Consider the following 12,281-nt stretch of genomic DNA (forward strand, 5'->3'; position numbering starts at 1 on the left):
TCGGCCGTAGCGGCGCCCCCAGTCCTCGTCGACCAGCTCGTCCAGCAGATGGGGGGAGGTGCCGGCGACTTCTTCCAGTGCGGCGCGTACCGCCTCTGTGATCAGCTCCAGGCGGGTCAGGTCGCGTACCGCAGCCAGGACATGAGTGGAGTCGGTGCGTTGTGTGGTGCGTTCGCGCACCAGGCCGGACTCCTTGAGGCGGGCCAGAGCGAGATCGAGGAGGCGGTCAGCACGATCGTCTTCGGCGAGACGGTCGCGGAAGTCGCCCAGCACGCTGTGGTGGAAGCCGGGGTCGACCAGCTCCATGGCCATGGCGTACTTGAAGTCGATGCGGCAGCGGACCGCCTCGGCGGCCTGCCGATCCGACAGACCAAGCAGGAACTGCAGCACACAGACGGTGGCCAGTTGGGCGGGCGAGAGGCCTGGACGCCCGTCGCGTGGGTACCAGTCCGCGAAGTCCTCGTCGCACCACAGGCCATCCAGCTGGTCACGCACCCATATCGCCGTCGTGCCGTCCGGGTTACTCGCCCGCGCGACCCGCGCAGTCAGAGGCGGAACTTGCTCACCGGAACGGGGACACAGGGACAACGGACACCTCGACAGCTATAACGGTCATCGGAACGACCCGAGCTTGCCCGTTGACCATACGGCCGCACCGGGAAACTCCAAGATCCCCGACAGAGTCAAGCTTAGAGTCCGGCGCGAAAGGGCGTCACCGTCTCTGGTCGGGCGAGCGCGGCGCGGCAGGCCGAGCGCCGATCCCGCTCTCCGGGGTCGGCCGGGCGGTGTTCACCGATGCCTCATTCCCGGAACGAAAGGAGCGTGCTCCGATGCCCAGGGTCAGCACATGCGGCGGAGTGGTAGCGACGGTCGCGGCGATGGGAGCGGCCATGTCCGCCGCGCTGGTCTCCCCGGCAGCAGCCGCTGCCTACGCATGCAGTGACGAGCACATGTGCCTGTACGGGGGGCATGTGGGCCAAGGCGCGACGTTCTCCACCCACGACGCCGTCTCCGACCTCCGCACCGTGAGGTTCAATGACAGAGCGCGCAGTGTCTTCAACAGCACCAGCCACGACTGGTGCCTGTACCAGAATAAGAACTTCGGCGGTGAATGGCGGCTTGTGGAGCCCGGTGAGGCCGGCAACCTCACCGGCGAGTCCGACCGGGCGGTGTCCTCGCTGCGGCCGGAGCCTGAATGCGGCTGCTGACCGGCCTGCGGCCCTGGGTATGAGATGTCCTGCATCTGTGCCCGGGGCCGACGTGTGCCCGGTGGCTTCGTTCGGGACATCGCCTTCGGCGCGTTCGAGGGACTTTGGACGGTGATCCGGCCCGAGCTCCCCCGAGTGCCGTACGAGACGGCGCATCCTGCGGCGGCGGCCTGAACTGCAGGTCCGTGTACAGGGAAGGCGCACACGTTTTCCGATGCTCACCAGCCGGTCCAGAGCAGGTGGTTGACGAGGAGGGGGAGGCTGGCTTGAGCGGTGAGCCAGCTGCGGCGGGTGTGCGGGGGAAGCAGTGCGGTTGCGGGGAGCAGCCAGAGGATGAACGGTTGCCAGATGCGTTCTGTCTCGGCCTTGCTCATGCCGGAGACGTCGGCGACGAGGAGGACGAGGAGGGCTGTGAGGGTGAGGAGGGCGAGTCGTTGGCGTGGGGTGGTGGTGTGGGTGCGCAGGGCGTGCAGGGAGGTAGGGGTTCCTGCGGTGGCACGGCGGAGGCCGGCGAGGGTGGCGAGGCCGGAGGCGATGGTGGTGCAGGCGAGGTTGGCCCAGATCCAGTAGGAGTAGGGCCGGATGCCGCCTGCTCCTTGGTAGTAGCGCGTGACGAGCAGGTGGTAGGCCTCCCACCAGTTGTAGCCCGCCACTGTGAAAGCGAGGGGGACGAGGAGCGCGCCGAGCAGGAAGGGGGGCAGGGGGCGGGCGGTGCGGGGGAGTACGAGCACGGCGAGAAGGAGGACCGCGATGAGTGTCAGTCCGTAACTGAGGTAGCAGGTCAGGCCGTAGAGCAGGCCGGAGGCGAGGGCGGCCGTTGCGGGGAGGCGGGTTGAGCGGGTCGCGGCCAGGGCGAGAAGGGCGATGGACCAGGCGGCGACCGCGGCGAAGTAACCGTCCGCCGAGGCGCCCGTCCACACGGCCATCGGGGCGAGGATCAGGAAGGGGGCGGCCCGGCGGGCGAGGCGTTCGTCCGCCAGGGCACGCACCGTGGCCAGGACCGCGATCGTCATGGAGCTGCCGAGCACGATGCACCACACCCCGGCCCAGGCGCCGCCGCCGAGTCCGATGCGGTCCAGCACGACGAACGTGAGCGTGGCGCCGGGCGGATGGCCGGCGACGTGGGTGGGCCAGTTACCCGGGGGGCCGATGAGGATGTGGTCGTTGAAGCCGCGCAGGGCGGCGCCGATGTCGTCGAACCGGGCGATGGCCCGAAGGTATTCGTGTTTCGTGGTGAGCCGTTCGGCGATGCCCCGGTCCCAGCCGTCGATCAGTGCCAGGGAGAGGATCCAAGCAAGGGAGGCGGCCCAGGCGGTGGTGAGGACACCGTGCCAGGGCAGCCGGTCGGCGAGGGGCGGGCCATAGGCCACGACGGCTGCCGCGACGGCGAGCGCGGCGGGGGTGCCCGGGCCGAGGTGCGGGTCCCAGGACGCCAGCAGAGGCGGCCAGTGGACGAAGAGGGTGCCGTCCGTGTCCTCGATCCAGCGGCCGACAAACACCGCGACGGTGATCAATAGGACACCTGCGGCGGCGGCGATCAGATCGCGGCGACGACCGATGCCGTCGATGGTGGTGCGCCGCCCGGCGGGGTGGTTGCCGGTGATGTGTTCCTCGGTCTTCACGCTGGCACGCTATGCAGGACGGAGCGGTTACCGGCGGTGCCACCGGGCCGCGTCATCAAACCGTCAGATCTTGGTCCGGTTGGCCGTAGCGGGGAGTGATGTCAGAGTTTCGTCAGGAGTCGCGGGCGGGCGGGCCCATTGCTCCGGCCTTAGCTTCGGGACATGGGCGACAAGCATCACAACAGAGCGTTCCGCTTCCCGTTCGGCTCCGGCCGGGCGGGGCATGACCCGTCGGACGCGTCCGGTCCCGAGCCCGGTGCGATCTCCGGGCGGGCAGCGGCGTTCCTCGAACGGTTTCAGGTCTCGGAGCGGCTGCCTTCCTCGCCCGGGTTCTGGCGCAGTCCGGTGCGCGGCGTCCGGTTCACGGCGGTCCTCGGTCTGGTTCTGCTCGTCGGGATGACGTTGCTGTTCGTGACGGGGCTGCTGTCGTACGCCGCGTACAACCCGGATCTGGCAGCGGTCAACGACAAGACACCGGACAAGGGGCTGCTGGGGTTCTATCTCTTCTCCTGGCCGACCGGCCCGCACTGGCTGTACCGGCTGACGCAGGGGCTGCACGTCACGGGCGGCATCATCCTCGTACCGGTTCTGCTGGCGAAGCTGTGGTCGGTGATCCCGAAGCTCTTCGCGCTGCCGCCCGCCCGCTCGGTGGGGCACGCGCTGGAACGGCTGTCGCTGGTGCTGCTTGTCGGCGGCGCGTTGTTCGAGTTCATCACCGGCCTGCTCAACATTCAATTGGAGTACGTGTTTCCGGGTTCGTTCTACCCGTTGCACTTCTACGGGGCGTGGCTGTTCTTCGCCGGGTTCATCACCCATGTCGCGCTGAAGCTGCCACGGACCGTACGGGTCCTGCGCAACAGGGAACCCGGAAAGGAACGGGACGAGTTGGCGTCACCGGCCCCCGACGCGCCGACCATCTCCCGGCGCGGTGCCTTCGCCGTGGTGGGTGCCGGATCGCTGCTCCTGCTGGTCACCTCGCTGGGCCGGAGCTTCGACGTGCTGCGGCCCACCGCGCTCCTCACCCCGCGCGGGGTCGCCGATCCGGGGCCCGGACCCAACGGCTTCCAGATCAACAAGACGGCCGCGTCCGTCTGGGTCACCCCCGCCGACACGGGCGAACGATGGCGGCTCACCGTCAGCGGCCCGGCCGGGGAACGCTCCTTCACCAGGGAACAGCTCCTCGCCATGACCCAGTACAGCTCGGCCCTGCCGATCGCGTGCGTGGAGGGCTGGTCGACCTCGGACCAGTGGTGGCGCGGGGTGCGGCTGCGGGACCTGGCAGCGCTCGCCGGGTACCCGGATCGGCCGCCGGGGGTTCTGGTGGAGTCCGTTCAGCGCATCGGGCCCTTCCGTAAGGCGGCACTCCGTGACAACCAGGTGCGCGACCCCCGCTCGTTGCTGGCGCTGGAGGTCAACGGTGAGCCGCTGTCGCCGGACCACGGTTATCCGGCGCGGGTCATCGTTCCGGCCGCGCCCGGTGTGCTCAACACCAAATGGGTGACCCGGCTGACGTTCGGAGAACTGTGATGGGACGGAACCGGCGAACTGTGACGGCAAGGAACGAGGTACGGACGGGCGGGCTGAGGCCGACGGCGGTCTTCAGACGCTGGTACGGAGAAGGGCCGCTGCATCTCATTCTGCTGGTCGTCACCTTCGCGCTCGCCGGGTATGCGGGCGTACGGCTGCTGGCGGGGGACACGTTCGCGGTCGCGGTGTGGTTCATCGGCTCGGCGCTGGTGCACGATCTGGTGCTGCTGCCGGTGTACGCGACGGCGGACCGGGCCGTGCGCACGGTGCTGGGACCGCGCTCGGGCCTGGTCAACTTCGTACGGGTGCCCGGCCTTCTCTCCGGGCTGTTGCTGCTGATGTGGTATCCCCTGATCGCCCGACAGGTAACCCATTACAAGGCGGCGAGCGGGCTGTCCGTCGATGTCTTCCTGGGCAACTGGCTGCTGATCACGGCTGCGCTGTTCGCCGTGTCGGCGCTCTGGCTCACCGTCCGGACCCTCCGGCTGCGGCGCAGGGCGAGGAAGTCGCGGCCGTCCGCCGTCCACTGATCGCGGAGCTGCCAGCCCTGCGGCTGTGCGTACCGGAGCAGCGCGGCGGCGCCGATCCGGGCCCAGGGGAAGTGTACGTCCCCGGGACCGGTCCGGTCCGGCGCACCGCCCGGCTTCGGCGCGAGGTGTCCGTCGACCAGCCGTACTCGGACCCGTTCGTCGATGTCGAGCGGCGCGGTCTCCGCGATGAGCAGTCCGCCGGGGGCGAGCAGTTCCGCGGTGCGCATCAGCAGGGCGTGCGGGTCGCCGCCGATGCCGACGTTGCCGTCGATGAGCAGGACGGAGCCCCAACGGCCCTCGCCGGGCAGCGGGTCGAAGACGGAACGGCGCAGCGCCGGGCCACCGATCCGCAGCGTGTGCGCGACAGCCGCCTCGCTGACGTCGATGCCGAGCGCCCGATGACCCCGCCCGGCCAGTTCCGCGACGAGGCGCCCGGGGCCGCACCCGATGTCGAGGACCGGTCCTTCGCAGCGGCGCAGCGCCGACAGGTCGGCGCTGTCGGCGGCCGCGCACCAGCGTTCGACATCCAGGGGAAGCAGCCAGCCGTCGGTACGACGCAGGAAGAGCGGACCGTGGCCGTTGCGCAGGGCGTTGGCGTACGGGTCGGCGCTCCACGGGGTGAGGTCCGGTGGCGCCGGCCTCCTCACCACGTGGTCTGCGGCCGTACCGCTCACCGGGTCACCGCCCCGGTCAGCCGGGCGAGGGTCGTGGCGAACCGCCCGCCCGGTGCGGCGGCGGCGACGTGTGCGGCGTCCGCCGCGCTGTCCACGTCCCGCAACGGGGGGAGATCCCGCACGGTGAGTCCCGCCTCGACGAGCCGCCGCCGCTGGACTGCGCCGGTCTGCGGTACGGACATGGGTACGCCCCGCAGGAGACCGGGGTCGGGGACGGCCAGGCCGAGTGCCCAGAAGCCGCCGTCGTCGGCAGGACCGAACCAGGCGTCGCAACCGTCCCAGGCGTCCGGTGCGAGCGCCGGCGCCAGATGCGCCGGGGTGATCTGAGGAGTGTCCATGCCGATGAGCAGCGCCGGCCCGGTACAGCCGGCGAACGCCGCCGCGAGCCGCTCGTCGAGCCGGCCGGAGCTCTGCGCGACCACCTCGATGCCGTCCGGCAGCCAGGGCCCGGGCCGCCCGTCGAGCACGAGAACACGCCGCCGGGCGGGGAGGGCGAGGAGGGTACGCAGCGTGTCACAGAGCGCCGCTTCGGCGAGCTGCGCGGCCTCGGCGGGGGTGAAGGGCGGGGTGAGACGGGTCTTGACCAGGCCGGGCAGTGGTTCCTTGGCGATCACGAGGAGAGCGGTGGGGCCAAAGAGCGTGAAGGGGCTGGGCGTGTCGCCGGTGCGGGCCGTTGCGCTCATCGGGATACCCCCGGCCGTGCCGTCCGGGCCGTATTCCTCAGCGGTGGCCGGCTCAGGACCGCCCGCATGTCGCGTACCGCGTGCCACGTTCCCCGCCAGGTGCCGGTGACCTTGGACTTTCCGGTACGTGGCAGATACGGCACATCCGTCTCGGCGACCCGCAGCCCGGCATCCGAAGCGTGCACCACCATCTGCAGCGGATAGCCACTGCGCCGGTCGGTGAGATCCAGCGCCAGCAGGTCCGCACGACGAGCGGCCCGCATCGGGCCGAGGTCCCGCAACCGCAGCCCCGTCCGCCGGTACAGCATCCGGGCCAGGGCCAGATTCCCCGCACGGGCGTGCAGCGGCCAGGCGCCACGGCCTTCGGGACGGCGCCGCCCCAGCAGCAGATCGGCCTCGCCATCGGCGATCCGCCTTACGAAACCGGGCAGCAGCCCGGGATCGAGGGAGCCGTCACAGTCGCAAAAGCATACGAAGTCGGCCTGGGCGGCGAGTAGCCCGGCATGGCACGCGGCGCCGAAGCCACGCCGCGGCTCGTGCACGACGGTTGCCCCGAGGGAACGGGCCAGGTCCGCCGAGCCGTCGGTGGATCCGTTGTCGACAACGATCGCGCGCCAGCCGGCTGGGATACCTGCCAGCACCCGGGGCAGTGCCGCCGCCTCGTCCAGACAGGGCAGAACCACATCGGCGCGGGGGGAGTCGGTGGGTGAGGTGTCTGTCACCTCGCTCACACTACGGAGCAGAACCCGGCATTTCGGGCTATGAGTTCTTACGAAAGACGGACGTCGACCCTTCGGGGGACCGCCGCCCGGCAGCGGGGTGCCAGGGTGGTCGCATGGAGAACATCCCGGACACCCCGGATTCCGGCCCCGCCGCCGGCACCCCGCGCGGCCACGTCCTCGTCGTGGACGACGACCCGACGGTCGCCGAGGTCGTCGTCGGTATCTGGACCGGGCGGGTTACGGCCTCGCCCACGATTGGCAGTGGGAGAAGGAGCGGCGTCTGGCGCCTTCGAATCCAAGGCGGAGGAGGGAGTCGGATGGGGCCTCCCCTGCTGGAACGCAGCTGAGAGCTTGGGGAAGGAGCGTCGGCGACTGACGACAACGCTGGAGGCGGAGGTCCCAGACGCCGCGACGCCGCTGACAATCGCGGGCGAGGCCGTTACGAGGTACGGCACGTCGGCGACGGCCCGGCGGCCCTGGAGTGCTTCGCCGGACATCGGCCGGACCAGGTGGTCCTCGATCTGATGCTGCCCGGCATGGACGGATTCGAGGTCTGCCGCCGGATGCGGGCACACGGCCCCGTTCCGGTCATCATGCTGACGGCGCGCGGGGACGAGGACGACCGCATCCTGGGTCTGGAAACCGACGCGGACGACTACGTCACCAAGCCGTTCAGCCCGCGCGAGCTGGTGCTGCGCGTCGACTCCGTGCTGCGCCGGAGCCGACTGCCGGCACCCTCAGCGGACGCCACCCCGGCCCCGCTGGAGGGCGCTGGGCTCCGGCTCGACGCCGTGGCCCGGCGCGCGACCCGCGAGGGCCATGAAATCGCCCTCACTCTGAGGGAGTTCGACCTTCTCGCCTTTCTGCTGCACCACCCGGGGCGCGTTTTCACCCGGGAGGAGCTGATGCGGGAGGTCTGGAGCTGGGACTTCGGGGACCTGTCGACAGTCACGGTCCACGTCCGGCGGCTGCGCGGCAAGGTCGAGACGGACCCGGCCCGCCCTTGGCTGATCCAGACGGTGTGGGGCGTGGGCTACCGGCTGGTGTCGGGTGCGGACCCCGACGCACCGTCCGGCGCCGCGACCGCCCCAGTCACCGGCCAGGCCGCCGGGGCAGCGCCCGTATGACCGACATTCTTCTCATCGCGCTCCTCGCGTTTCTGGGCGCGGCGGCGGCCGGACTCCTCGGCGCACCTGGTCTGCGGCTCTTGCGGCACCGTTCGCTCGTCGTGGCGGTGACCGTCGTCGCGGCCGTCGCCGTGACCGCGATGCTGGCCGGGACACTCGCGGTCGCCTGGGCGATGTTCCTGTCGCCGCACGACCTGACCGTGGTCACGACCGTCGTCGGCATGGCCGCGGCGGTGTCCCTCATCACCGCGATGATGCTGGGACGTTGGGTCGCGGCGAGGAGCCGGGAGCTGACCCTAGCGGCCCGTTCGTTCGGCGACGGCGGCACGTTTTCCGCACCCGAGGAGCAGGCCAGTGCCGAATTCACCTCACTGGCGAGAGAGTTGGCCGCCACCAGTGCCAAGCTCGACGGTTCCCGCGAGCGGGAACGCGCCCTGGAGGCATCGCGTCGTGAGCTCGTTGCCTGGATCTCGCACGATCTGCGGACCCCGCTCGCGGGGCTGCGGGCCATGTCGGAGGCGTTGGAAGACGCCATGGCCGCCGACTCCGGCCGCTGTCTGCGGCAGATACGCACTGAGGTGGGACGGATGAACGAGATGGTCGGCGACCTCTTCGAACTCTCCCGGATCCACGCCGGATCGCTCACTCTGGCCCCCACCTGCATCTCCGTCCACGACCTGGTCGGTGACGCTCTCGCCGGCGCGGACCCGCTGGCACAGGAGCACGGGGTGCGACTGGTCGGAGACCGAGTCGACGCGGTGCCGGTGGAGGTCGACAGCAAGGAGATGAGCCGGGTCCTGGGCAACCTCCTCGTCAACGCGATCCGCCGCACCCCGCCCGATGACACGGTCGCGGTGACAGCCCAACGGGACGACCACGGCGTGGTGCTGTCGGTGACCGATGGCTGTGGGGGCATTCCCGAGGAGGATCTGCCGAGGGTTTTCGATGGGCCGGCGGGGCAGCCACGCCCGTACGCCTCCGGCGGGTGCAGGGCTCGGACTGGCCATCGTGCGCGGCATCGTGGAAGCGCACAAGGGCCGAGCAGAGGTCCATGACGTCACGGGCGGCTGCCGCTTCGAGGTCAGGCTCCCGGCGGCAGGCTGAGCGCGTTCGGGGAGCGAGAGCCCGTTGCCGCCCTGCCTGAGCCTCCGGACGGACCCGGCGCGCCCCTCAACGCCGCGCCCGCGAAGTCCTTCATCCCCTCGGCGAACCCCACCTCCGGCCGCCAGCCCAGCTCCTCGCGCAACCGCCGCGAGTCCGCCGTCACATGGCGTACGTCACCGAGGCGGTACTCACCGGTGATCTCCGGCGCCGGACCGCCGTGCGCCGAGGCCAGCGCCGACGCCATCTCGCCGATCGTGTGCGGCTCACCGCTCCCCGTGTTGTACGCGGCGAAGCTCCCCGCCCCCCGTTGCCCCACAGCCTCCAGTGCCACCGCATTGGCGGCGGCCACATCATGCACATGGATGAAGTCGCGCCGCTGACCGCCGTCCTCGAACACCTGCGGCGCCTCGCCCCTGGCCAGCGACGAACGGAAGAAGGAAGCGACACCCGCGTACGGTGTGTCGCGCGGCATCCCGGGCCCGTACACGTTGTGGTAACGCAGCGCCACCGCCCGCCCGCCCGTCCCGCGGGCCCATGCGGCAGCCAGGTGTTCCTGTGCGAGCTTCGTCGCGGCGTACACGTTGCGTGGGTCGGTCGGCGTGTCCTCGCCCACGAGCCCCGGCGTCAATCCGCTCCCGCAATCCGGGCATCGTGGTTCGAAGCGGCCCGACACCAGATCGTCCACGGCCCGCGGCCCCGGCCGGACCCGCCCGTGCCGCGGGCAGTCGTACCGGCCTTCGCCGTAGACGACCATCGATCCGGCGAGCACCAGGTCCCGCACCCCGGCCGCGGCCATTTCCACCAGCAGCGCGGCCGTTCCCAGGTCGTTGCAGCCGACGTATTCAGGAGCGTCCGCGAAGTCCTTGCCCAGGCCCACCATCGCGGCCTGATGGCACACGGCGTCGATCCCTCGCAGTGCCACGGCCACGGCCGCCCGATCCCTTACGTCGGCGACGATCAGGCCCTCCCCGCCGTGCCCGGCGCCCCCGCCGTGGGCCGACTCCAGCAACGCGTCGAACACCACCACCTCGTGCCCCCGCGCCTTCAGCGTCTCGGCGATGTGTCTCCCGATGAATCCGGCTCCGCCGGTGAGCAGTACACGCATGACGCCACGTTAGGTCCCGGTATCCCGTCCGCACCGGCACCGCGCGGGTACGTCACCGGAGCGTAAGAACCATGAGGGCCCTCCGGCGATACGCGCCTCCGGGGGTGGGGCCCGCCGTCGGTCACCCCAACCCGTTCGGCGCCCGCCAGGTCTGCATGGCTTCCACGAGGAGAAGGGGTGCCGACGGTGTAACCGCGAGCCGGACGACGAAGCACGTCGGCAGGGACTTCGATGCCGCAGACGTCCGGGACCTCGCGCGGTGCCCGAAGAGATCGTGCGGATCGGCTGCGTGGAGAGCCGACCGGGTGCGCGTGGGAGCCATGGCAGCTGGGCGGGCAGGGCGTCGCCCCGGCCTGGCTCCGGGAAGGCCGGGTCTGCTCCGGGGACTCGGTGCGGATCACAGATGGTCCGATCACCGCGTACCGCAGGGGCGTCAACCCGGACAAACTCGCGCACGTCTGAGCTGTCACACCCGGAGGGGCTACCTCGCCTCCCTGATGAGAACGGAAAACGGGCGACGAAGGAATGCACGCGAGCAGGTGAGATCGATCGTGCGGAACGGCATGCATACACATACATACAACTGCTGTATCTCCCCGATGACGAACGGCGATGAGCCCTGCGTGTGAACGGCGCGGTCGAGTCGCCCCTCCCCAGTAAGGACCCGTATGCAAGCCATCACTGTTCGAGACCGTGACGCCGGTCCTGCCGGGATGTCCCTGACGGACATGCCCCACCCCCACGCGGCCGAGAACGACGTCATCGTGCGGGTGCACGCCGCGGGCTTCACTCCTGGCGAACTGGACTGGCCGGGCACGTGGACCGATCGCGCCGGCCGCGACCGGACGCCGAGCGTGCCCGGACACGAGCTGTCCGGTGTCGTCGTAGAGCTGGGGTACGGCACCACCGGCTTGAGTATCGGCCAGCGAGTGTTCGGCATGGCTGACTGGACCCGCAACAGCTCGCTCGCCGAATATGCCGCGGTGGAGGCCCGCAACCTCGCGCCGCTGTCGGCGGACATCGACCACACCCTGGCCGCCGCACTGCCGATCTCCGGGCTCACCGCCTGGCAGGGCCTGTTCGACCACGGCCGCCTTACCACCGGCCAGACCGTGCTGATTCACGGTGCTGCGGGCGGCGTCGGCTCGATCGCGGTACAGCTCGCCCGCGAGGCCGGCGCCCGCGTCATCGGCACCGGCCGGTCCGCCGACCGGGACAGGGCGCTCGCCCTGGGCGTCGACACCTTCCTGGACCTGCGGACGGAGAAGCTGGAGGACGTCGGCGAGGCCGACGTCGTGTTCGATGTGATCGGCGGCGACATCCTCGACCGCTCGGCCGCTCTGGTCCGGGCCGGTGGCACGCTCGTCACCATCGCCAGGCCGCCCAAGGTCCGGCCCAAGGACGGGAGGGCGGTCTTCTTCGTCGTCGAACCCGACCGCGCCCGACTCACCGCTCTCGCCGTGCGGCTGAGAGACGGTCGGCTCAAGCCGGTCGTGGGTGCCGTGCGGCCGCTCGCCGAAGCACCTGCCGCGTTCGCCCCCGGCAAGCGCACCCCGGGCAAGACGATCATTCGCGTCACGCAAGACTGAACAGGAGGCCGATCGTGATCGGAATGCGGATGGCCGGTCACGTGCCGGCCGTCGCCACGCTTACCGCAGCCACGGCCTGCTCGACCTCGGACCAGCCCGCCCACGCCAAGGGGCCGACCGCGGCCGCGTTCCCGCCACTGCTGCGCCGGTCACCGGATCCGGTCATCGCCAACGTCAGCAGCGGTATGGGCTCGCTCGCTCTCACCCGCGACCCCTCGCGGCCCGAATCCGAGGTCATCGCGCCGCTGTACACCGCCTCGAAGGCGGCGCTGACGATGCTGACCGCCCCATACGCCAAGGCTCTGCCGGACGTCCGGATCAATGCCGCCGCCCCTGGCCCACCTGGTGGTCCACCAGCATCACGGCGACGTTCTCGCGAGTGAGGTGACG

The 12,281-nt window shown here is 70.8% G+C and carries 9 protein-coding genes and 3 pseudogenes; 6 read left to right on the forward strand and 6 right to left on the reverse strand.

Annotated features, from left to right (window positions below; genetic code table 11):
* The coding region (locus ABZ826_RS31455) for a transposase (protein WP_361455841.1) at nt 1-495 on the reverse strand (495 nt) is incomplete at its 3' end.
* Between the two features lie 335 nt (nt 496-830).
* Here ABZ826_RS31455 and ABZ826_RS31460 point away from each other — a divergent pair.
* Nucleotides 831-1,208, forward strand: coding sequence for a peptidase inhibitor family I36 protein (locus ABZ826_RS31460; protein WP_361455844.1), 378 nt, complete (start codon nt 831-833; stop codon nt 1,206-1,208).
* A gap of 218 nt (nt 1,209-1,426) precedes the next feature.
* Here ABZ826_RS31460 and ABZ826_RS31465 read toward each other — a convergent pair whose 3' ends face one another.
* Nucleotides 1,427-2,812 carry a hypothetical protein gene (locus tag ABZ826_RS31465; protein ID WP_361455934.1) on the reverse strand — a complete coding sequence of 462 codons (1,386 nt, stop codon included), beginning with the start codon at nt 2,810-2,812 and terminating at the stop codon, nt 1,427-1,429.
* Nucleotides 2,813-2,992: 180 nt separating this feature from the next.
* Here ABZ826_RS31465 and ABZ826_RS31470 point away from each other — a divergent pair, with 180 nt between their 5' ends.
* Complete coding sequence (locus ABZ826_RS31470; protein ID WP_361455847.1) at nt 2,993-4,357, forward strand: molybdopterin-dependent oxidoreductase; 1,365 nt, start codon at nt 2,993-2,995, stop codon at nt 4,355-4,357.
* A gap of 373 nt (nt 4,358-4,730) precedes the next feature.
* Here ABZ826_RS31470 and ABZ826_RS31475 read toward each other — a convergent pair whose 3' ends face one another.
* The 3 genes from ABZ826_RS31475 to ABZ826_RS31485 are packed head-to-tail and all read right to left on the reverse strand — an operon-like array spanning nt 4,731 to nt 6,975.
* The gene (locus tag ABZ826_RS31475; RefSeq protein WP_361455937.1) at nt 4,731-5,537 is read right to left on the reverse strand and encodes a class I SAM-dependent methyltransferase; all 807 of its coding nucleotides are present in this window, start codon (nt 5,535-5,537) and stop codon (nt 4,731-4,733) included.
* A 20-nt stretch (nt 5,538-5,557) separates the two neighbouring features.
* Nucleotides 5,558-6,244 (reverse strand): DUF2064 domain-containing protein, encoded by a 687-nt coding sequence (locus ABZ826_RS31480; protein WP_361455850.1) that lies wholly within the window; start codon nt 6,242-6,244, stop codon nt 5,558-5,560.
* On the reverse strand, nt 6,241-6,975 hold the full coding sequence (locus tag ABZ826_RS31485; protein ID WP_361455853.1) for a glycosyltransferase family 2 protein: 735 nt from the start codon (nt 6,973-6,975) through the stop codon (nt 6,241-6,243). Before ABZ826_RS31485 ends, ABZ826_RS31480 begins: the two co-directional genes overlap by 4 nt.
* 431 nt (nt 6,976-7,406) lie before the next feature.
* Here ABZ826_RS31485 and ABZ826_RS31490 point away from each other — a divergent pair.
* Nucleotides 7,407-8,093: pseudogene (locus tag ABZ826_RS31490) on the forward strand (response regulator transcription factor); the annotation flags it as partial.
* Nucleotides 8,090-9,197, forward strand: a pseudogene (locus ABZ826_RS31495) (HAMP domain-containing sensor histidine kinase). The pseudogenes ABZ826_RS31490 and ABZ826_RS31495, both read left to right, overlap by 4 nt.
* Here ABZ826_RS31495 and ABZ826_RS31500 read toward each other — a convergent pair.
* On the reverse strand, nt 9,175-10,302 hold the full coding sequence (locus ABZ826_RS31500; protein WP_361455856.1) for an NAD-dependent epimerase/dehydratase family protein: 1,128 nt from the start codon (nt 10,300-10,302) through the stop codon (nt 9,175-9,177). The pseudogene ABZ826_RS31495 and the gene ABZ826_RS31500 overlap by 23 nt on opposite strands.
* A gap of 668 nt (nt 10,303-10,970) precedes the next feature.
* Between ABZ826_RS31500 and ABZ826_RS31505 the strand changes: the two genes are divergently transcribed.
* Both ABZ826_RS31505 and ABZ826_RS31510 read left to right on the forward strand, forming a co-directional pair.
* Nucleotides 10,971-11,891 carry an NADP-dependent oxidoreductase gene (locus ABZ826_RS31505; RefSeq protein ID WP_361455859.1) on the forward strand — a complete coding sequence of 307 codons (921 nt, stop codon included), beginning with the start codon at nt 10,971-10,973 and terminating at the stop codon, nt 11,889-11,891.
* Between the two features lie 125 nt (nt 11,892-12,016).
* Nucleotides 12,017-12,229: pseudogene (locus ABZ826_RS31510) on the forward strand (short-chain dehydrogenase); the annotation flags it as partial.
* Nucleotides 12,230-12,281 lie beyond the last annotated feature (52 nt).

Source organism: Streptomyces sp. NPDC047515 (assembly GCF_040643055.1).
GTDB lineage: Bacteria > Actinomycetota > Actinomycetes > Streptomycetales > Streptomycetaceae > Streptomyces.